The organism is Mycobacterium branderi (assembly GCF_010728725.1).
Lineage (GTDB): Bacteria > Actinomycetota > Actinomycetes > Mycobacteriales > Mycobacteriaceae > Mycobacterium > Mycobacterium branderi.
Window position 1 is genome coordinate 2,325,374 of record NZ_AP022606.1, and the last position, 19,473, is coordinate 2,344,846.

At 66.1% G+C, this 19,473-nt stretch carries 21 protein-coding genes and 1 pseudogene; 10 read left to right on the forward strand and 12 right to left on the reverse strand.

Annotated features, from left to right (window positions below):
- Positions 1-7: 7 nt before the first annotated feature.
- A complete protein-coding gene (locus G6N47_RS12005; RefSeq protein WP_083131286.1) occupies positions 8-358 on the reverse strand; it encodes a hypothetical protein in 351 nt (116 codons plus the stop codon).
- 198 nt (positions 359-556) lie between these two features.
- Between G6N47_RS12005 and G6N47_RS12010 the strand changes: the two genes are divergently transcribed.
- Complete coding sequence (locus G6N47_RS12010) at positions 557-1,996, forward strand: adenylate/guanylate cyclase domain-containing protein (protein ID WP_083131453.1); 1,440 nt, start codon at positions 557-559, stop codon at positions 1,994-1,996.
- Here G6N47_RS12010 and G6N47_RS12015 read toward each other — a convergent pair.
- Positions 1,986-2,816, reverse strand: a complete 831-nt coding sequence (locus G6N47_RS12015; RefSeq protein ID WP_083131287.1) for an SDR family NAD(P)-dependent oxidoreductase — start codon at positions 2,814-2,816, stop codon at positions 1,986-1,988. The genes G6N47_RS12010 and G6N47_RS12015 overlap by 11 nt on opposite strands.
- Positions 2,813-4,090 (reverse strand): cytochrome P450, encoded by a 1,278-nt coding sequence (locus G6N47_RS12020; RefSeq protein ID WP_083131288.1) that lies wholly within the window; start codon positions 4,088-4,090, stop codon positions 2,813-2,815. Before G6N47_RS12020 ends, G6N47_RS12015 begins: the two co-directional genes overlap by 4 nt.
- 129 nt (positions 4,091-4,219) lie before the next feature.
- Here G6N47_RS12020 and G6N47_RS12025 point away from each other — a divergent pair, with 129 nt between their 5' ends.
- Positions 4,220-4,831: a TetR/AcrR family transcriptional regulator gene (locus G6N47_RS12025; RefSeq protein WP_083131289.1), complete on the forward strand. Its 612-nt coding sequence runs from the start codon at positions 4,220-4,222 to the stop codon at positions 4,829-4,831.
- A gap of 1 nt (position 4,832) precedes the next feature.
- On the opposite strand, the pseudogene G6N47_RS12030 reads toward G6N47_RS12025, so the two are convergent.
- From G6N47_RS12030 to G6N47_RS12060, 7 genes and pseudogenes are all read right to left on the reverse strand, one after another.
- Positions 4,833-5,948 (reverse strand): annotated as a pseudogene (locus G6N47_RS12030) (FAD-dependent oxidoreductase); the annotation flags it as partial.
- On the reverse strand, positions 5,948-6,451 hold the full coding sequence (locus tag G6N47_RS12035) for a nuclear transport factor 2 family protein (RefSeq protein WP_083131290.1): 504 nt from the start codon (positions 6,449-6,451) through the stop codon (positions 5,948-5,950). The gene G6N47_RS12035 and the pseudogene G6N47_RS12030, both read right to left, overlap by 1 nt.
- Before the next feature lie 17 nt (positions 6,452-6,468).
- Entirely contained in the window at positions 6,469-7,065 is a 597-nt protein-coding gene (locus G6N47_RS12040; RefSeq protein ID WP_083131291.1) for a TetR family transcriptional regulator, read from the reverse strand.
- On the reverse strand, positions 7,058-7,870 hold the full coding sequence (locus G6N47_RS12045) for a glucose 1-dehydrogenase (RefSeq protein ID WP_083131292.1): 813 nt from the start codon (positions 7,868-7,870) through the stop codon (positions 7,058-7,060). Before G6N47_RS12045 ends, G6N47_RS12040 begins: the two co-directional genes overlap by 8 nt.
- Positions 7,867-8,955 carry an NAD(P)H-dependent amine dehydrogenase family protein gene (locus G6N47_RS12050; protein ID WP_083131293.1) on the reverse strand — a complete coding sequence of 363 codons (1,089 nt, stop codon included), beginning with the start codon at positions 8,953-8,955 and terminating at the stop codon, positions 7,867-7,869. The genes G6N47_RS12045 and G6N47_RS12050 overlap by 4 nt, the downstream gene beginning before the upstream one ends.
- A 102-nt stretch (positions 8,956-9,057) precedes the next feature.
- Positions 9,058-9,474, reverse strand: a complete 417-nt coding sequence (locus G6N47_RS29645) for a hypothetical protein (RefSeq protein WP_372517461.1) — start codon at positions 9,472-9,474, stop codon at positions 9,058-9,060.
- On the reverse strand, positions 9,471-10,211 hold the full coding sequence (locus G6N47_RS12060) for an enoyl-CoA hydratase/isomerase family protein (protein WP_083131294.1): 741 nt from the start codon (positions 10,209-10,211) through the stop codon (positions 9,471-9,473). Before G6N47_RS12060 ends, G6N47_RS29645 begins: the two co-directional genes overlap by 4 nt.
- Positions 10,212-10,370: 159 nt before the next feature.
- Between G6N47_RS12060 and G6N47_RS12065 the strand changes: the two genes are divergently transcribed.
- From G6N47_RS12065 to G6N47_RS12080, 4 genes are read left to right on the forward strand one after another with little or no spacing between them, the layout of a single operon-like run.
- Positions 10,371-11,561, forward strand: coding sequence for an amidohydrolase family protein (locus G6N47_RS12065; protein WP_083131295.1), 1,191 nt, complete (start codon positions 10,371-10,373; stop codon positions 11,559-11,561).
- Positions 11,558-12,985, forward strand: a complete 1,428-nt coding sequence (locus G6N47_RS12070) for a FadD3 family acyl-CoA ligase (RefSeq protein ID WP_083131296.1) — start codon at positions 11,558-11,560, stop codon at positions 12,983-12,985. Before G6N47_RS12065 ends, G6N47_RS12070 begins: the two co-directional genes overlap by 4 nt.
- A 26-nt stretch (positions 12,986-13,011) precedes the next feature.
- Complete coding sequence (locus G6N47_RS12075) at positions 13,012-13,617, forward strand: fatty-acid--CoA ligase (protein ID WP_083131455.1); 606 nt, start codon at positions 13,012-13,014, stop codon at positions 13,615-13,617.
- A complete protein-coding gene (locus G6N47_RS12080) occupies positions 13,617-13,805 on the forward strand; it encodes a (2Fe-2S)-binding protein (RefSeq protein ID WP_083131297.1) in 189 nt (62 codons plus the stop codon). Before G6N47_RS12075 ends, G6N47_RS12080 begins: the two co-directional genes overlap by 1 nt.
- On the opposite strand, the gene G6N47_RS12085 is transcribed toward G6N47_RS12080, so the two are convergent.
- A complete protein-coding gene (locus G6N47_RS12085; RefSeq protein WP_139799439.1) occupies positions 13,779-15,449 on the reverse strand; it encodes an alpha-keto acid decarboxylase family protein in 1,671 nt (556 codons plus the stop codon). The two genes, G6N47_RS12080 and G6N47_RS12085, sit on opposite strands and share 27 nt — an antisense overlap.
- A 65-nt stretch (positions 15,450-15,514) precedes the next feature.
- Between G6N47_RS12085 and G6N47_RS12090 the strand changes: the two genes are divergently transcribed.
- From G6N47_RS12090 to G6N47_RS12100, 3 genes are all read left to right on the forward strand, one after another.
- Entirely contained in the window at positions 15,515-15,958 is a 444-nt protein-coding gene (locus tag G6N47_RS12090; protein ID WP_083131456.1) for an SRPBCC family protein, read from the forward strand.
- Positions 15,959-16,071: 113 nt separating this feature from the next.
- Positions 16,072-16,527, forward strand: a complete 456-nt coding sequence (locus tag G6N47_RS12095; RefSeq protein WP_083131299.1) for an SRPBCC family protein — start codon at positions 16,072-16,074, stop codon at positions 16,525-16,527.
- Positions 16,528-16,535: 8 nt separating this feature from the next.
- On the forward strand, positions 16,536-16,970 hold the full coding sequence (locus G6N47_RS12100; protein ID WP_083131300.1) for an SRPBCC family protein: 435 nt from the start codon (positions 16,536-16,538) through the stop codon (positions 16,968-16,970).
- Here G6N47_RS12100 and G6N47_RS12105 read toward each other — a convergent pair.
- A complete protein-coding gene (locus tag G6N47_RS12105; RefSeq protein ID WP_083131301.1) occupies positions 16,967-18,127 on the reverse strand; it encodes a pyridoxal phosphate-dependent aminotransferase in 1,161 nt (386 codons plus the stop codon). The genes G6N47_RS12100 and G6N47_RS12105 overlap by 4 nt on opposite strands.
- Positions 18,128-18,259: 132 nt before the next feature.
- Between G6N47_RS12105 and G6N47_RS12110 the strand changes: the two genes are divergently transcribed.
- Positions 18,260-19,471: an acetyl-CoA C-acetyltransferase gene (locus G6N47_RS12110; RefSeq protein ID WP_083131302.1), complete on the forward strand. Its 1,212-nt coding sequence runs from the start codon at positions 18,260-18,262 to the stop codon at positions 19,469-19,471.
- The last annotated feature ends 2 nt before the right edge of the window (positions 19,472-19,473 follow it).

Here is a 19,473-nt window from a genome sequence, read left to right on the forward strand (position 1 = left end):
CGCAGGGTCAGACTGCGCCGTCGCAGCCTCCTGGCGGCGCCATCGACGCGCTCACCAATTCGTCGCCCGTTACGCAGTGCAGCCCGTAGAAAGACACTTGTTCCGGGTTGAAGATCATGGAAGTTGGCACGGGAAACTGGACGTAGCGCCAGTGCGAACCGTCGGCGTAGGGAACGCCGTCGCAATAATAGGCAGTCGCGCTATAGGGCGCCGCGATAGGTTTCGTACCGTTACCCCCAGGGCAATAGCCGATTTTCACGTCCGGCATGTGAGGGTCGGAGTCGGCGTTTGCCAAGGGTCCGGCGGTGGCGGGCACGGTCCACAAGGCCGCCACTACCGCAGCGATTGCTCGTCTCATCCTCGTCGCCTTTCTCGTCTCCCCGTTTTTACACCGCGTCGTCTTGTCCCACGTGCGGTTTGGAAGGCCACGGTCTAAAAGCGGCGCGCTCAGCCGCGCGCAATTCGTCCTGGGCCCCGCTACGGTCATCGTGTGAGCAGACTGGCTGAGGCGCCGTCCAGCAGCGTCGTTAGTCCGTCGATTCGATACGCGGCCGGATTGGCGTTCGCGCATCTGCTGAGCGTCGCCGAGGTCCTCGTCGTTGTCGTCGTGCTCAGCGGTCATGGCCCGGGAATGCATGCCCACTCCAGCGGCAAGTACGTAATCACATCGCTGGCGGTAGTGCTCGTCGGCACCGCCGTTGTATTCGTCGCCGGTATCAGGGTGATCGCTCCGTCACTGCGCTGGTTTGTCGCCGGGCAAGAACCCGATGCGAATCAGCGTGCTGCCGCAATGAAACTCATGCGCAACCAGTCGATCCTTCTGGCGGCGACATGGGCTGCCAGCGGCGCGCTCTTCATCCTTCTCGACCTGGACGGCGGCGCCACCGTTGCGCTGTCGACTGGGTTGGCCATTGTCTTCGGCGGGGCCGCGGCCACCGGAACCGCGGTTCTGCTGACCCAGCGAACGCTCCGCCCGATCGTTGCCGCCGCGACACAGGGATTCGAGGGCTTTGTGACGGCCCCGGGCGTGCTGGCCCGACTGATCGGGATGTGGTTGCTGTCCAGTGCCCTTCCCAGCGCGGCCATTGCCGCCCTGGTTTTCCTTCACTCGAACGGCTGGATCCTTCCCAGGTCCGCATCGGTGGAGATCGCCGTGCTGGTGCTGTCGCTTGTCGCCGTGATGCTGGGACTGCGGGGGATGATCCTGGTGTCGCGGTCGATCTCGGATCCGGTCCGCGAGGTGATCGACGCGATGGGAGAAATCGAGCACGGCCGAATCGGCACCTTCGTCGACGTCTATGAACGCTCCGAAATCGGCCGTCTGCAAACCGGATTCAACCGCATGGTCGCCGGACTCGCGGAACGCGACCGGCTCCGCGACCTGTTCGGCCGTCACGTCGGGGCAGACGTCGCACGGCACGCCCTCGAGCAGGGGGCGTCGATGTCCGGGGACGTCATGGACGCCGCGATCCTGTTCGTCGACCTGGTGGGTTCGACGCAGTTAGCTGCCAGCCGCCCTCCGCGAGAGGTCGCCGAGGTGCTCAACGATTTCTTCCGGATCGTGGTGGTGGCAGTCGACGAAAACCACGGTCTGATCAACAAGTTCCAGGGCGACGCCGCGCTGGCCGTGTTCGGGGCGCCGCTGCGCACCAGCGGAGCCGCCTCCGCGGCATTGGCCACCGCTCGGGCGTTGGCCATTCGACTGCGGCAGCTACCCGTTGTCGACTTCGGCATCGGTGTATCGGCCGGCCCGGTGTTCGCGGGAAACATCGGCGCCGAAAACCGCTACGAATACACGGTGATTGGTGACGCCGTCAACGAGGCCGCCCGGCTGGCTGATCTCGCCAAAACCTCGGAGCGGCGGGTGCTGTGCTCGGATGCGGCCATCGAACGTGCCGACGACGCCGAGCGCAGGTGCTGGCAGTCACGCGGATCGGTGGTGCTGCGCGGCCGCAGCGAAGCGACGAACATCTCGTCGCCGGTGCTCAACGACTGAGAATCGCCGCGGTACGCTCCCACAGCTCGCGGGCAAGCCTGGCATCGTAGGCCGCGCGGTTCGCTTTGCCGACACGGTGTTTCGAGTAGTACTCACCGGACTGCCAGTCCACCCCGGGCGTGCTGGAGGCAAGCCATACCAGTTGGTCGGCGCCCTGCTCCGCGGTCACGGTGAAGTACCGCGCCGGCGTACGCCGCATGAAGACAAGGAACCGGGATCCTGACGCGGATCCGAAGTTCGTGTCGACATAGCCGGGGTGAAATGCTGCCGTAGACACACCGCCGCCGTGGTAGCGCCGGTGTAATTCCTTGGTGAACAAGATGATTGCCAGCTTGGTCAGCGCATAAGCCTGGCTGGGTCGCCGTTGGTGGATGCTTTCCAGATCCTCGATGGTGAACCTGCGCACTAGTTTTTGTGACGCGCTGGTGGTGTTGACCACGGTGGCGCGAGAATCGACGAGCACGTCCAGCAGCGAGGTGGTGAGCAGGAACGGAGCCAGGAAGTTGACTTGATAAGTCTGCTCGAATCCGTCGGTCGTGATGCGCAGTTTGGTGTTCATGCCGCCGGCATTGTTCGCCAGCACGTCGATGCGCGGATATCGCGAGCGCAGTTCCTGTGCCAACGAACGCACTTGCGACAGGTCTGCGAAGTCTGCCACGAAGCTGTCGACACCCAATTCGGTTGCCAGCGCCCGTGTTTTGCTTTCCGAGCGGCCCACCACGACAACTTTCTCGCCGGCGCGCGACAACCGGTGCGCGGCCGCCGCGCCGATGCCGTCGCTGCCACCGGTGATGACGATCGTCCGGCCCGTGGCGCTCACCCAGCTGGGGTAAAGGTGAGGTGCAGTTCGGATAGCCCGCGCAGGATGTAGGTCGGCTCGTAGGTGTAACGCCGCGCGCCGGCCGGCCCGTGTTTGGCCTCGTTGATGCAGATGTCCGACATGCGGTCGAGGATCCGCTCGATCGAGACGCGGCCCTCGACCCGGGCCAGCGGCGCGCCGGGGCAGGAGTGCACCCCGCGCGCGAATGCCATGTGCTCGCGGACGTTCTTGCGGTCGAGGGAGAACTCGTGCGGGTTGTCGAAACGGCGCGGGTCGCGGTTGACCGCACCGGGCAACACCATCACGATGGTGCCGACGGGAATGTCGACACCGCCGATGGTGGCCGGCTTGCGGGCCAGCCGCGAGTCGCTCTTGACCGGGCTCTCCATCCGCAGGGACTCCTCGATGAACGCCGGAATCAGGCTGCGGTCCTTGCGCAGCTTGTGCTGAATGTCGGGTCGCTCGCCGAGCACCTGCAGCGCCGCGGAGAGCAGCTTGGCGGTGGTTTCCTGCCCGGCTGCGAACAGGAAGGTCGCCGAGCGGACCACCTCGATGACCTCGGGTGTGGAGCCGTCGGGATACTTCGCCGTCGCCAGCGCGGTCAGCACATCGTCGCGGGGGTGACTGCGCCGGTCCTCGATGTAGCCGCAGAACTTGTCGTCGAGCCACTCCAGCGGGTTGACTCCGACCGACCCGTGGTCGAGCGAGCCCACCCGCGTTTCCGGGCGATCGGCTCCCAGCACGGTGCGGAACTGCTTGTGGTCTTCCTCCGGCACACCCAGTAAGTCGGCAATCACCAGGGTGGCAAAGGGTTTCGAATACTCGGCGATGAACTCGCATTCGCCGTTGTCGAGGAACTCCTCGAGCTGGCGGTCGGCGAGGCTCCACATGAAGTCCTCGTTTTCCTTCAGCCGGCTCGGCGTCAGCAGCCGGCTCAGCAGCGAGCGCGCCCGGGTGTGGTCGGGCGGGTCCATCGTGACCATGTGCTCGAACATCGGGAACTGCTCGCGGTGCGCGTCGATCTGGGCGGACAGGTCGTCGCCCTCGGGCTCGAACGGCAACGGCGGGAACGGGCCGCCGAGCGCGACGCAGTTGGAGAACGTCTCGGGATCCTTGTAGACCGCGTTGGCCTCTTCCCAGCCGGTGACGGCGACGACGTTGTAGTGCGGCAGCCGCAACACCGGGTTCTGGCTGCGCAAGTAGTCGAAATAGGCGTACGGGTCCGGCACCAGGGAGGCGTCGGTGAAGAAGTCGACCGATTCGAAGGTGGTCATGGTTTTACGCGCCTCCTGCGTACGAGATCGACCAAAGTGCTGAGCACTTGCTTAGCATGGCGGTAATGTCGGGGTCAAGGCGCCGCTACGATCGGCGTGGTCGGCACGGTCGGAGGTTTGGAGCAACGAATGACATCGGCGCGCAGGATCGGGGCGCCGGACGCCAAGAACCGCGGCGTACTTCTCGACGCCGCGGAGCAGTTGATGCTCGAAGAAGGCTACGCCGCAGTCACTTCACGTCGCGTTGCCGAGAAGGCGGGACTCAAGCCGCAGCTGGTGCACTACTACTTCCGCACGATGGACGACCTGTTCCTGGCTGCATTTCGCCGTCGCGCCGAGGAGGGGCTTCGCGTGCACGCGCAAGCGCTGCGATCACCGCAACCGCTTTGGGCGCTGTGGCGGTTCAGCATCGACCCGACGGCCACAGCGGTGACGATGGAATACGTTGCGCTGGCAAACCACCGCAAGGCCCTCAAGGCTGAAATCGCCTACTATGCCGAGCGATTCAGGGAGGAACAGCGCGATGCAGTGTCAAATGTACTGGAGCGCTATGGCATTGACGCGGAAGAAGTTCCGCCACTGGTGTGGTCGGTGCTGATCACCAGTGTTTCGCGGGTGCTGGTCATGGAGCAGGCGCTTGGGATGTCGGCCGGCCACGCCGAAACCGTGGAGTTCGTCGAGCGTTATCTGCGCCGTCTGGAGGGCGAGCCGCAGCCGAGCGCTGCCATAGCCGCGCGCTGATCAGCGGGTCGTTGCTGCGCACCCCGCGGTAATAGCCCCAACCGACCACCATCGGCAGCAGTACCCGGTGGAACATCCATGCGGGGAAGCGGAGGGCGCTCCCGTTGGGGGTGAAGACCTCGAGCCCGTCGGGCAGTGGACCGAGCACCGAGCCCCATCGCTGTGCGGGAGGGCGGTAGTCGCGTAGCGCGCGTCCGGACAGTGCCGCCCGCACATTGCGGGCCAGCAACGCGTCGGCCCGGTTTCGGGCCGAGCTGCGAAGCGGGTCGGTTGCGGCGACGTCACCCAGCGCGAATACATCGGGATGGCCGGGAACACGCAAATCCGGTGTGACGCGGACGAAGCCATGCTCGTCGAGCACCTGGGCGGGCAGCCAGCCGGTGTTGGGCCGCACCCGGCCGATCGTCCACAGCACCGCGTCGGCGGACGCGGCCGGTTGGCCCGTGCGCCATTGCACGGGTTCGCGGGTGATTCGATCGCAACTGAAACCGTCCGGTATCACCGCGCGGTGACCGGGGTGCGTGTGCACGCCGAGCCCGTGCAGGCGGCGGGCGACGCGGTCCCAGGTGCGGGGGTGATGGTGGACGAGAGCGCGGTCCCCGGGGAAATACAGGTCTACGCGTTTAGCCGGCCAAGTGGTGGCAATCTGGGCCGCACTGCTCACCGCCGCGGCGCCGCCACCGATCACAATGACCGATTCGGCGTCGGCGAGGACGTCATGCGCGGCGCACAGATCCGCACCGATCTCGGCCGCCGTCTGAAGACCGGGCTGGCGCCAGAAGCCATTCGTCACGCCGGTGGAGATCACCAGTGCGTCATAGTGTTCCGTCACTGCTGAGCCGTCGTCGCGACGCGCGAAAACTGTTCTGGCGCGGAGGTCTACTCCGGTAAGCACGGCGTGGACGGCTCGCACCCGCCCCAGGCCGCGGAATCGGTCGAAGGGGATCCAGTTCACGCGTGCCCACGCCTCGGGACGGGTGAGCCGCCAGCCGAGCTCCTGGCCGCTGAGCAATCCCGGTTTGGCCGAAATCCCGACGACGTCGGCGTGGCGAGCCAGCCGGATCGCCGCCAGCACACCGGTGTCGCCGAGCCCGGCGATCACGACCCGTGTACGCACTAATCCAGTTGCCAGTTCATGTTTTTAGCGAAGGTAAGCGCGTCGTGGGAGAGGGTGCCCAGGGCCTTGCAACGCTTGGTGTACTCGTGCACCATCGTCAGGAAGTTCATCGGGTTGTAGGCGTCTTCCTCGTAGCGCCACAGCCCGTCGCCGGCGTAGTGCAGCACGGTCAAGTTCGCGGCCTGATGGATGCTGCCATCGCCGGGATCCTTCATCCGGTTGAGGACCTTCATGATGACCCAGCCTCGGTCCTCGTCGATGATGTGCCACTCGGTGGGGTAGAACGGCATCTCGGAGCCGGGAAATGTGTTCATTGTCGAGGAGATCCAGGTGCGGATCTGTTCTCTGCCCTGCATTTTCCCGTACACGTGCTCCAGGTACACGGCGTCCTCGGTGAACAGGTCGGCGTAGTGCGCCCAGTCCCAGTTCTGTCCTATCGCGACGACAGTCTGGCTGTAGTCCTTGAATGCGCGCTCGATTTCGTCACGCGGCCACTGTCTCATCTAATTCTCCCGATCAGCTAACGCCAGCGTGGATTCATCACAGCCTGCAGCGCCTCGGACACCATCTCCAGAAGCGGCTTGTGATCGCCACTGGAGGAGCGCACCCATTGCTGGAATCCGAAATCGGCTGCGGCGAAGGCTAAGTGGACGAGCAACGCCGGTCGGGTGTCCTTTTCGGGATCGGTGCCCATGCGGGCGGCGGTGAGCTTCACCAGGCGGCTCTTGTCCTCGGGGGCGATGGTGATCTTCTCGAGCAGGCCGGGGGCGGCCAGGATGGCCGTGCGCCATTGTTCGGTGTCGTCGTCTTGGAAGGCGGCGGTGCGGGCTTCGATCGCGCGGGCCAGCGCGACGTCGGGCGGCTCTGCGCTGGGGCGCTCCTCGAGCAGCGACGCGATGACCTCCCACCCGCGCCGCACCTGGTGCAGCAGCAACTCTTCCTTGCTGGCGATGTGGCGGAAGAAGGTGCTCGGCGAAACGCCTGCGGCGGCGGCGATCTGCTCGGTGGTGACGTTGTCGAACCCGTGCTCGGCGAACAGCCGGTAGGCCGCCAGCCGGATCTCGTCGCGGACCTGCGCACGCTGGCGGTCCCGGAGCGATACAGGCTTGTCAGGCAACGGGTTTGGTCTCCTGTAGCGGCGGCACGGGAATCGTGAAGGCCGGCGCGGTGGTACCGCCGTCGACCCGCAGGAACACGCCGGTGACCCATGACGACGCCGGTGAGGCCAGATACACCACGGCGGCGGCGATGTCGCGCGGTGTGCCGATGCGGCGCATGGGCGTGTTCTGCTCGAACTGTGCGCGCAGCGGTTCGTTGTTCATGACGAAGTCCATCGCCTGGGTGGCCGTCCCGCCGACGCCGATCGCATTGACCCGCACTCGTGGTGCCAACTCGGCGGCCAGGTTGAACGTCATCATGTTCAGGGCGGCTTTCCCCGCCGCATAGGCGATCATGCCGGTCATCACCATGTCGCCGGAGCGCGACGAGATGTTGACGATGGATCCGGCTCCGCCGGTGTCGACCATGGCCTGCGCGGCGAGCCTCGACAGCACAAACGGTGCCGTGGCGTTGAAGTGCAGTGCGGTGGAGAAGTATTCGGACGAAGTGTGCATCGCCGGCAATGGGGCGGTGCCGCCTGCGTTGTTGACAAGGATGTCGAGCCGGCCGAACTGCGCCACCGCGGCGTCGACCAGGTTCGTCAAGTCCTCTTCGACCATGACGTCGGTGACCACCGAAAGCCCGCTGCGGCCGGCCTTTTCGATCTCGCGCACGGTGTCGTCGAGGTCGGACTTGGTGCGCGCGGCCACCACCACGTCGGCTCCGGCCTCGGCCAGCGCCACAGCCGTGCCGCGGCCGATGCCGGCCCCGGCACCGGTGACGATCGCGACCTGGTGGGTGAGCCGGAAGTCGTCGAGGATCACCGCACCGCCCCGGCGAGTTTGGGTGCGGGCCGCCCCGCGATCATCGGCAGATCGAGATAGGTCTTGATGCCCGGCTCGGCAGCGCACGTCTGCGGGATCGCATGCACGCAATGGTTGGCGGTTGCCACCACCCCCGGGTTGCGTCGCAGGCCCTCCGCGATCGAATCCGGTTGCAGGCCTTTGACAACCACTTCCAGGTGGGGGTCGCCGTCGACCTCCAGTTCGAATCGTTCGCCGCGCTCGCCGAACGTCCAGGCCGGGTCCAGGTCCTGCTCGCCCATCAGCCAGTTGACCGCGGCGGTGATCACCGGCTCTCCGTCCACGAGCGCTTGCCAGCGGAAGCGCCGCGCGGCCACCCGGCCCGGCTCGATCTTGAGATAGCCGGCGTCGATCGGCGCGGCGGCCACCGCCACTTCCTGCGTCGAGGCGAATGTCGGATCGCGAAAGCCCAGATAGTCGGCCACCATCCACACCGAGGACTTGAAGCCGCCTTCCAACAGGGCGGCCATCGGGCCCTGAGCGGCCTCCTCTGGCGTGGCCCCGAAGCCCATGATGTGGTGCACCACGTCCGGGGCGTTGTACGTGCGGATGTCGGAGAACTCCTCGGCCCGCACATGTGTGATCGCCGTGGACAGTGCCGAGATCATCAGCGGGAACTTCTCGGTGATGCCGCCGGGATGCAGACCCGAGCCGTGCAAGGTCACGCCGCCGTCGAGGCAGGCCTGCTCGATGGCCTGCACCCGCGCGTCGCGACGGTCGGGATACACCCAGCCCACCGGTGTCACAACGTTTTTCCCCGACCGCAGAATGGTTTTGACCTCGTCGTCGTCGGGAATCAGCGGCGCATACACCACGCAGTCGGCGGCCAGCGCCAGCACGTCATCCTTGTTGGAGTTGGCGACGACACCGAGCGGTTCTCGGCCGAGGATCTCGCCGACGTCGCGGCCGTTTTTCTCGGCGCTGTGTACCCAGCAGCCGGCCAGTTCCAGCTCGGGATGATTGAGCACCGCTTCGATGGCCGCTTTGCCAACTCCGCCGGTAGCCCACTGAATGACCTTGAGCCTCTTGGTGTTTGGTTCTGGCACGGCAGACCTTCCTCACGCGCAGCCAGGGCGGCGACGTTGCGAGGGAGCCTATGGCGATATGACAGTGACTGTCAAGATGGCTGTGAGTGCCAGGTTGCCGGCTCACCAGTGACGTATCGAGCAGAGCACACCCTTGGGGCCGTCCTTGGATGCGACGACGACGCCGTCCACTGCCAGATCGCAGTGAAACTGCGGTGTGGCTCCCGATAGCCCGCTGCTGGCGGTTACCCAAGCCCACTGATCGGGGTTGGCCAACATGAGTTCGAATACCCACGGCTTGCCCGGGCCGACATCGGCCTTGATGTTTGGGGACCACTCGTACGGGTTGTGACTCCAGGCGGCAAAATGCGGCGGCTCGTTGTCAAGGTAGTAAATGTCTGCGCGGGTCGGGCTTGCAGCGGTGACGGTGTACCTCACGCGATGCATCACGGGATCGTCGTCCGCGCCCGCCGGTGCGGCGACGCTGGTGGCTGCCACTAAGGCCGCCGAGACCGCGAGTGCCCGACCGATGGTTGTCACGTCGCACCTCCTGCACGGGAGTTGTTGCCGCGGTTCATCACTCGATCGGCGGCCCGCCAGTGGTCGTCGCTCACCCACAGCCGCGCGAAAGCCTGCACCGCTTCGTCAGCCGTAACGCCGCCCACCACACGCTTGATCTCACCGGCCGGGCGGCTGGCCAACGTGCGCGCGATCATTCGCCAATCATCGTCGAAGCTGGACCGCGGCAACACCCGATCGACCAATCCGATGCGTTCCGCCTCGGCGGCGTCGAGCACCGTCCCGGTTCCCGCCAGCAGCAGGGCACGGCTCTTGCCGACGAGTGCGGCCAGCCTTTCCGCGCCGCCCCAGGCCGGCATGATCTCCAGCGTCACCTGGTTGAAGCCGATCTTGATGTCGTCGGCGGCCAGCCGGATGTCGGCGGCGACGGCCACCTCGGCACCCCCGCCCAGCGCGTGACCGTTGAGCGCGGCGATCACCGGCGCCGGGAAACCGGCCAGCCGCTCGCAGATCGACCGCATCCGCCACGCCATTGCCGCCGCGTCGTCTTCGGTCCTGATCGCGCTGAGCTCTTTGAGGTCGCCGCCGGAGACGAACGCGCGGTCGCCGGCGCCGGTGATGGCCAGCGCACGTGCGCCCTCGGCCGCGTCGATCGCCTTGTCCAACTGGTCCATGGTGTCCAGGGAGATGGCGTTGCGCGCGTGCGGGCGGTCGATGGTGAGCACCGCAAGGCCGTCGTCGAACTCCAGGTCGACCATACGCGGCGCTCCATCGTGCGATATTGGCATTCTCCTTAGCGGAGAATAGCATCGCCGTGGTGCTGACAAGGCGTCGATCCCGGGCCGGCTGCTGCATCGGGGCATTGCGGTAGCCTCTGAGGGAGAATAGTATTCTCACAAACTGCGAAGGAGGATTTCATGGGGCAGTTGTCGCACCGGGAAGACGTCCCGTTTCCGATCTTTGACGCGGACAACCATCTCTACGAGCCGCCGGAGGCGCTGACCAAGTTCCTGCCCAAGGAGTACAAGGACTTCGTCCAGTACGTCCAGATCAACGGGCGCACCAAGATCGCGCTGCGCGGCGTGATCAGCAACTACATCCCCAACCCGACCTTCGAGGTGGTCGCGCGGCCGGGCGCCTGGGAGGAGTACTTCAAGTACGGCAACCCGGACGGCAAGAGCAAGCGCGAGCTGTTCGGCGAGCCGATGCGCGCGATCCCCGCGTTCTTCGAGCCCGGCCCGCGCCTGGAGAAGATGAACGAGCTGGGCCTGGACCGCACCCTGATGTTCCCGACGCTGGCCAGCTTGATCGAGGAGCGGCTGCGCGACGACCCGGTCGCGATCCACGTCCTGATCCACGCGCTGAACCAGTGGCTCGACGAGGTGTGGGGCTTCAACTACCAGAACCGCATCTTCACCACCCCGGTCATCACCCTGCCGATCGTCGAGAAGGCGATCGAGGAACTGGAGTGGGTGGTCAAGCGTGGTGCCCGCGCGATCCTGGTCCGGCCGGCGCCGGTGCCCGGTTTCCGTGGCCCCCGGTCGTTCGCGCTGCCCGAGTTCGACCCGTTCTGGGAGCGCGTCGTCGAGCACGACGTGCTGGTCGGGATGCACTCGTCCGACAGTGGCTACTCCCGCTACACCTCCGAATGGGACGGCGCCGACCAGGAGATGCTGCCGTTCCAGACCAACGCGATGAGCATTCTCAACGAGTGGCGGCCGATCCAGGACTCGGTCGCGTCGTGGGTGATCCACGGCGCGCTGTACCGCCATCCCAAGCTGAAGGTCGCGATCGTCGAGGCCGGCTCGAAGTGGATGACCCCGCTGCTGGACGGCCTGGCCGAGGTGTTCCGCAAGGCGCCGGAGGCTTTCCCGAGCGACCCCGTCGAGATGGTCAAGAACCGCATTCACGTCAGCCCGTTCTTCGAGGACGGCATCGACGATCTGGTCAACCTCGTCGGCGTGGACCAGGTGTTGTACGGCTCGGACTGGCCGCACCCCGAAGGGCTGGCGGAGCCGACCTACTACGTCAACGCGCTGTCACACCTGCCTGTCGAGGATCAGGCAAAGATCATGGGCGGCAACCTCGGTCGACTCGTTACGACATGAGCTGGGAGACCATCCCCGAGATGGTCTTGAGCGCGGCGGACCGCTTCGGCGACGCGGAAGCGATTGTCGACGGTCCGCTGCGCCTCACCTACGCCGAATTGGTCGATCGAATCCGCTGCGCTGCAGGTGCTTTCGCCGATCTCGGAGTCGGCAAGGGTGATCGGGTCGCGATCTGGGCGCCGAACTGCGCCGAGTGGATCATTGCGGCCTTTGGGCTGCTTACTGCCGGCGGGGTGTTGGTTCCCGTCAACACTCGGTTCAAGGCGTCCGAGGCCGGCGACATCATCGCCCGCAGCGGGGCCAAGGCCGTCCTGGTACAGAAGGGTTTTCTGGCCCAGGACTACACCGCGCCCGCGGGTATCCCGGTCATCGACCTGAAGTCCGACTTCCTTTCCAGCGGTGCACCATTCGAGCGAACGATAAAGAGCACCGACGTCGCTGACATCATCTTCACCTCGGGCACCACCGGCCGCCCGAAGGGCGCGATGATGAATCATCAACAGACCCTGCGGATGTACGAGGAATGGGCGACGCTCGCCGACCTGCGCGAGGGCGACCGCTATCTGATGATCAACCCGTACTTCCACACGTTCGGCCTGAAAGCGGGACTGATCGCGTCCTTTTTGCGCGGCGCGACGATGGTGCCGGTCGCGGTGTTCGACCTTGACACGGTGGTGAACCTCGTTGAGCGCGAACGCATCACGATGCTGCCCGGCCCGCCCACGCTGTACCACTCGCTGCTGACCGTGCGCGACAAGGACAAGCTGTCCACGTTGCGGGCGGGCGTGACCGGCGCCGCGGACATTCCGGTCGAGCTGGTTCGCCGCATCCATGGCGAACTGCCGTTCCAGACACTGATGACCGGTTACGGGCTCACCGAGGCCGGCAACGTCACGCTGTCGCGGCCCGGCGACTCCTTCGAAGATGTCGCGACAACTGCGGGCCTGCCCTGCGACGGGGTCGAGGTGCGCATCGCCGACGACCGTGAGGTCCTGGTTCGCGGATACGGGGTTATGCAGGGGTATTTCGACGACCCCGTCGCCACGGCGCAGGCAATCGACGCCGAAGGCTGGTTGCATACCGGCGACCTGGGTACGCTGGACGCGGCGGGGCGGCTACGGATCGACGGGCGCAAAAAGGACATGTTCATCGTCGGCGGGTTCAACGCCTACCCGGCCGAGATCGAGGGCTTTTTGCTGGAACACCCCGCGGTCGCCCAGGCTGCCGTGATCGGCGTTCCCGACCAGCGACTCGGCCAGGTGGGCAAGGCCTTCGTCGTGCCGAAATCGCCGGTGTCCGAAGAGGATTTGATCGCGTGGTGCCGCGAGCGGATGGCAGGCTTCAAAGCGCCGCGATCGATCGAGTTTCTCGACGAGTTGCCGCTGAACGCCACCGGCAAGGTGATGAAGGACCAACTCCGGTGACTGCGGCAGACTTCAACTCGCAATCGATGGTGCTCGCCTCGGATTACCGGGTGCCGAATCCGGACCGGGTGTGGCCGCTGCTGCAGCGGCGCAAATCCGCGCTCGCCGACATCGGCGCGCACCACGTTCTGCTCTACAAGTCGACCCAGGACTACGGACGTGTCCTGGTGACGATCGGCGTGCGCAGCCGCGAGCCCATCGTCGAGCTCCTGCGGTCACGGGTGTTCTTCGACTGGTTCGACGCGGTGGGTGTCGACGACATTCCGGCGGTGTTCGCCGGCGAAATCGTCGAACGGTTCGATTCCTCTCGGGCTTCGGAGCCGCATGCGCCCGGAATCGTGGTGGCCGCCGTCGCACCGGTCGATAACGTGGCCACGCTGACCGCCGGGGTGCGGGCCGCCTGGGACCGGTTCACCGCGGCGGGTATCCGAAAGACGTGGCTGTTCCAGGCTTTCGACGACGGGCAGGAAGTGATGATCCTGCAGGAGTTCGACGACGAAACGACGGCGCAGCGCTGGATCGAGCAGCCCGACACCGCGGCAGAGTGGATGAGCGGGCCGGGAGTAGGTGCCTATCCACCGTTGTTCGTCGGCAGATTCGTCGACGTGATGCGTATCGAGGCAGGGCGGTGATGTTCGTCTGCCTCTGCAACGGGATCACCAACAACATGGTGGCCGAGGTTGTCGCCCAAGGCGCGTCGACCACCAAGCAGATCGCCGAGGCATGCGGCGCCGGCGCCGACTGCGGCCGCTGCCGACACACGCTGCGGGCGATCCTTGGCGCATCAAGCAACTCAGCGACGCGCGCTCCCGTCAGGTGACGTCGGTTTGGTCAGCTCGGCCAACAAGTCAGGGACGTCGAGGCGCGGCACGACGGCCTCGATGAGCACCATCCGGTCTTGATGGTCGGCGGCCGCGGTGAGCGCCGCGTCGAGTTCGCCATACGTCTGCGCGCGGAACGTCAGATGGTTGGTCACGCCCAGCGCGTTGGGAATCTCGGCCCAATCCCAGCGCACAATGTCGTTGTAGGGGGCCGTCTTTCCATGGATCATCCGCTCGACGGTGTACCCGTCGTTGTTGACCACCACGATGACCGGTGAGAGTCCTTCGCGGGAGAAGGTGCCCAGTTCCTGCACGGTCAGCTGCGCGGCACCGTCGCCGATCAGCAGCACCGGCCGGCGGTCGCGATGCGCAAGCCCCGCGCCGAGTGTGGCCGGCAACGTGTATCCGATCGAACCCCACAACGGTTGGCCGATGAAGGTCACCCCGCGGGGGAGGCGATGGCCTGCCATCCCGTAGAACGAGGTGCCCTGGTCGGCTAGCACCACATTGCCGGGCGTGAGAGCTTGACAAAACCTGTCCCACAACGCTTTCTGGGTGAGTGGCGTGTCGGGCGGCGGAAGCTGCAGCGGCACACCATCGTCCGTCGAGGCCACCGGCGGCGAGGAGGCCCCTCGCCTGGTGAGGATGGTGGTGACGGCGTCCAGCGCCGCCTCCATCTCCAGCGGCGCGAACACCTGGGTGCCGACCGTGCTCTGCTGTGCTCCGATGTCGATGGTGCGTGCGGGATCGATGCGCTGGCTGAAAAAGCCGCTGACCATGTCGGTGAACACCACCCCGGCGGTCAACAGCACCGGCGCTTCCTCGATCGCGCGGCGAACCGGTTCGTCGCTGGCCGCTCCGGCGTAGATCCCGAGGAAATTGGGGGAGCTCTCGTCGACCAGGCTCTTGCCCCACATCAACGTGGCGTGCGGCACCTCGTCGGCGGCCAGCAGCGCCTCGAGTTGTGGGATTGCGTCGAGGCGGTGGACGAGGTAGTCCGCGAGCACGGCGAGCTGGTGATCGGCGATGAGTTCGGTTGCGGCTTCGGTGAAGTGAGCCAGCGCACGGGGACTGGTGCCGCCGGCGTAGCGGGGCAGTGGCGCGCTGGGGCACTCGACTTCGAAACGCGCCACGTCGGTGGGCAGCAGCAGGTAGCCGGGTCGCTTCTGCTCCCGAACCTCGCACAGCACCCGGTCGATCTCCCTTGTCGCCGTCGCGGGCATGAGATTGGCTTGGGCACAGGTGATTTCGCGGCTCATCCGCAGGAAGTGCTCGAAATCGCCGTCGCCCAGCGAATGGTGCAGTGCGCGGCGGGTGCCCTGCGCATCTTTGGACGGCCCGCCGACGATGTGCACCACCGGCACATGCTCGGCGTAACTGCCGGCGATCGCGTTGGTTACCGACAGCTCGCCGACACCGAATGTGGTTACCACAGCGGACATCCCGCGCAGCCGCCCGTAACCATCCGCCGCGTAGCCGGCATTGAGCTCGTTGGCATTGCCCACCCACCGGACGTCCGGGTGGGCGACGATGTGGTCGAGGAACTCCAAGTTGTAGTCACCGGGAACACCGAAGATTTCGGTGACGCCGAGTTCGGCGAGACGGTCGAGCAAGTAGTCACCAACGGTGTAGGCAGAAGTCACGAAATCGACGGTACGCCGAGCCGAAAACACCGCATCTCGGACGCCACCTCGCTATGGTGCGGACCATGGCCATCAAGGAATCCCGCGAAGTAGTCATCGAAGCGACCCCTGAAGAGATCCTGGACGTCATCGCCGATCTCGAGTCGCTGACCGAGTGGTCGTCGTCGCACCAGAGCTCCGAGGTGGTCGAGCGTGGCGACGACGGGCGGCCCAGCGTGGCGAAGATGAAGGTCAAGGCGGCCGGGATCACCGACGAGCAGGTCGTGGCCTACACCTGGGGCGAGAACACCGTCAGCTGGACGCTGGTCAGTGCCAGCCAGCAGCGCGCGCAGGACGCCACATACACGCTGATCCCGGAGGGCGACAAGACGCGGGTGAAGTTCAACATCACGATCGACCCGATGGTTCCGCTGCCCGGATTTCTGCTCAAACGCACCATCAAAGGAGTGATGGACACCTCCACCGAGGGATTGCGCAAGCGGGTGCTGAGCGTGAAGAAAGGCAAGTAACCGGCCTCTGGGCCGGTGTGGGCGCCGCCGGCGGGCATTACGCCGTTGGACGAAATCGGCTGGTAATCGCGGATTTGTCGTCTACGCGCGGCTGCGAGGCTACGTTGGGGATAGTGGCCGTACGAGCATCGCGGGAAATTGTCATCGACGCGCCGCCGGAAGCAATCATGGAGGCGCTGGCCGACATCGCCTCGGTGCCATCCTGGTCGTCGGTGCACAAGCGCGCCGAAGTCATCGACACCTATCCCGACGGCCGGCCGCACCACGTAAAGGTCACGGTCAAGGTGGTCGGCATCGTCGACAAGGAAGTACTCGAATATCACTGGGGCCCGGACTGGCTGGTGTGGGACGCCGAGAAGACAGTTCACCAGCACGGCCAGCACGTCGAGTACACGTTGCGGCGTGAGGGGCTCGACAAGACGCGGGTGCGCTTCGACATCACGCTGGAGCCGTCGGCGCCCCTGCCGGAGTTCCTCATCAACCGGGCCCGCAAGAAGATCCTCAATGCCGCGACCGAAGGACTGCGCAGGCGTGTCACGGGTGCCGTCGGTTCGGATCGGCGGGGTTAGGTGCCGGCGTGGCCGTCCGAGCGTCACGGGAAATCGTCATCGACGCACCGCCCGAGGTGGTGATGGAGGCGCTGGCCGACATCACCAACTTGACGTCGTGGTCCCCGGTGCATAAACGCGTCGAGGTGCTCGACCGCTACGAAGACGGCAGGCCCCACCACGTGCGGGCCACCATCAAGATTTTCGGGCTGGTCGACAGGGAAATCCTCGAATACCACTGGGGTCCCGACTGGGTGGTCTGGGATGCCGAGGCGACGTTCCAGCAACGCGGCCAGCACGTCGAGTACACGCTGCAACGCGAAGGAGTCGACAAGACGCGGGTGCGCTTCGCCATCACGGTGGAACCGTCAGGGCCGGTACCGGAGTTCCTCGTCAAGCGGGCCAGCAACATCGTGCTGGGCACCGCGACCGAGGGCCTGCGCAAGCGGGTGATGGGCGGCTAGGCCAGTACCGCCAAGCGCCGGATCGCCTCGTCGAGCGTGTCATCGCGCTTGGCAAACGTGAAGCGCACCAGGTGATTCCACGGCCCGCCGATCGCAGGGTCACAGAAAGCCGACATCGGGATCGCCGCCACTCCCGCGCGTTCGGGCAGGGCGGCGCAGAACGCCGTGCTGTCGTCATAGCCCAACGGCCGCGGGTCGGCGCACAAGAAGTAGGTGCCCGCGCTGTCGTGAACCTCGAAGCCGATCTCGGTCAGCCCATTGGCCAACCGGTCTCTTCTGGATTGCAGCGACGACCGCAGAGCCGCCACCCAGTGGTCCTCGGTGTCGAGGGCGTGGGCGACCGCCGGCTGAAACGGCGCGCCGCCCACGTAGCTCAGGTACTGCTTGGCCGAGCGCAAACCGACAATGAGTTCCCTAGGGCCGCAAGCCCATCCGATCTTCCAACCGGTGCAGTTGAACATCTTGGCGGCACTGGAGATGGTGATCGTGCGCTCGGCCATGCCGTCGTAGGTGGCCAGCGGAAGGTGCCGGTGCTGGTCGAAGACCAGGTGTTCGTAGACCTCGTCGGTGATGACGAGCAGGTCTGCTTGGACCGCGATTTCGGCGACGGCCTTGAGTTCTTGTGCGCTCAGCACCGTGCCGGTCGGGTTGTGCGGCGAGTTGACGATGAGCGCCCTGGTGCGCGGCGTCACCGCACGCCGCAGCGCGTCGGCGTCCAAAGCAAAACCGCGGCCGTCGGGCACCAGCGGCACCACCACCCGCTGCGCGCCGGCCATCGCCACCACCGGCGAGTAGGAGTCGTAGAACGGCTGGATCAGGACGACCTCGTCGCCGGGTTCGACCAGCCCGAGCACCGCGGCGGCGATTGCCTCGGTGGCCCCGACCGTCACCAGCACCTCGGTGTCGGGGTCGTAGTCGACGCCGAAATGCCGTTTGCGCTGGGCGGCGATCGCGTGGCGCAGCTCCGGGACACCGATGCCCGGCGGGTACTGGTTGACGCCGTGGGCGATGGCGTCCTGCGCGGCCCTCAGCATTGCCGGCGGGCCGTCCTCGTCGGGGAAGCCCTGGCCAAGGTTGACCGCGCCGATGCGCGCCGCCAGCGCCGACATCTCGGCGAACACCGTCGTCGCATAGGGCCGCAGCCGCGACACCGTCATGGTCGTCGAGCTTAGGACGCCGCGCGTGCGGCCAATCGCACGCTGGGCGCTGACCTCCCAACCAACAGGTTGATCGGCCGTCCTGTTAGGGTGGCGGGCAGACGGATCCGACCCTTGGAAGAGGAATCAGCCATGTCCGAAGAAGCCTTCGTCTATGAGGCCATCCGCACCCCGCGCGGCAAGCAGAAGAACGGGTCGTTGCACGAGGTCAAGCCGCTGAACCTGGTCGTCGGCCTGATCGAGGAACTGCGCAAGCGTTTCCCCGATCTCGACGAGAACATGATCAGCGACGTCATCCTCGGCGTGGTCTCGCCGGTCGGTGACCAGGGCGGCGACATCGCCCGCACCGCGGTGCTGGCGGCCGGCCTGCCCGACACCACCGGCGGTGTGCAGCTCAACCGGTTCTGCGCGTCCGGCCTGGAGGCCGTCAACACGGCGGCGCAGAAGGTGCGCTCCGGCTGGGACGACCTGGTGCTGGCCGGTGGTGTGGAATCGATGAGCCGGGTGCCGATGGGCTCCGACGGCGGCGCCTGGGCGCTGGACCCGGCCACCAACTACGACCTGGGCTTCGTCCCGCAAGGTATTGGCGCTGACCTGATCGCCACCATCGAGGGGTTCTCGCGGGAAGACGTCGACGCCTACGCGCTGCGCAGTCAGCAAAAGGCCGCCGCGGCCTGGTCGGGCGGCTACTTCGCCAAGTCGGTGGTGCCGGTCCGCGACCAGAACGGCCTGCTGATCCTCGACCACGACGAGCACATGCGGCCCGACACGACGATGGAGGGCCTGGCCAAGCTCAAGCCCGCCTTCGAAGGCGTTGCGGCACTGGGCGGTTTCGACGACGTGGCGCTGCAGAAGTACCACTGGGTGGAAAAGATCAACCACGTCCACACCGGCGGCAACAGCTCCGGCATTGTCGACGGCGCCGCGCTGGTGCTGGTCGGTTCAGAAAGCGCAGGAAAGGCTGTCAATATAACCCCGCGGGCGCGCATCGTGGCCACCGCCACCAGCGGCGCCGAGCCGACGATCATGCTGACCGGCCCCACTCCGGCCACCCGCAAGGTGCTCGACCGGGCCGGGCTGACCGTCGACGACATCGACCTGTTCGAGCTCAACGAGGCGTTCGCGTCGGTGGTGCTGAAGTTCCAGAAGGACCTGAACATCCCTGACGAGAAGCTCAACGTCAACGGCGGTGCGATCGCGATGGGCCACCCGCTCGGTGCCACCGGCGCGATGATCCTGGGCACCATGGTCGACGAACTGGAGCGACGGGGAGCGCGGCGCGCGCTGGTCACGTTGTGCATCGGCGGCGGCATGGGCGTCGCGACCATCATCGAGAGGGTTTAAGG

Excerpts from the sequence above, each read along its gene's own strand:
- G6N47_RS12005 (WP_083131286.1), bottom strand. The coding sequence starts at position 358 with ATGAGACGAGCAATCGCTGCGGTAGTGGCGGCCTTGTGGACCGTGCCC.
- G6N47_RS12020 (WP_083131288.1), bottom strand. The coding sequence starts at position 4,090 with ATGACCACCTTCGAATCGGTCGACTTCTTCACCGACGCCTCCCTGGTG.
- G6N47_RS12025 (WP_083131289.1), top strand. The coding sequence starts at position 4,220 with ATGACATCGGCGCGCAGGATCGGGGCGCCGGACGCCAAGAACCGCGGC.
- G6N47_RS12035 (WP_083131290.1), bottom strand. The coding sequence starts at position 6,451 with ATGAGACAGTGGCCGCGTGACGAAATCGAGCGCGCATTCAAGGACTAC.
- G6N47_RS12060 (WP_083131294.1), bottom strand. The coding sequence starts at position 10,211 with ATGGTCGACCTGGAGTTCGACGACGGCCTTGCGGTGCTCACCATCGAC.
- G6N47_RS12065 (WP_083131295.1), top strand. The coding sequence starts at position 10,371 with ATGGGGCAGTTGTCGCACCGGGAAGACGTCCCGTTTCCGATCTTTGAC.
- G6N47_RS12070 (WP_083131296.1), top strand. The coding sequence starts at position 11,558 with ATGAGCTGGGAGACCATCCCCGAGATGGTCTTGAGCGCGGCGGACCGC.
- G6N47_RS12075 (WP_083131455.1), top strand. The coding sequence starts at position 13,012 with ATGGTGCTCGCCTCGGATTACCGGGTGCCGAATCCGGACCGGGTGTGG.
- G6N47_RS12080 (WP_083131297.1), top strand. The coding sequence starts at position 13,617 with ATGTTCGTCTGCCTCTGCAACGGGATCACCAACAACATGGTGGCCGAG.
- G6N47_RS12090 (WP_083131456.1), top strand. The coding sequence starts at position 15,515 with ATGGCCATCAAGGAATCCCGCGAAGTAGTCATCGAAGCGACCCCTGAA.
- G6N47_RS12105 (WP_083131301.1), bottom strand. The coding sequence starts at position 18,127 with ATGACGGTGTCGCGGCTGCGGCCCTATGCGACGACGGTGTTCGCCGAG.
- G6N47_RS12110 (WP_083131302.1), top strand. The coding sequence starts at position 18,260 with ATGTCCGAAGAAGCCTTCGTCTATGAGGCCATCCGCACCCCGCGCGGC.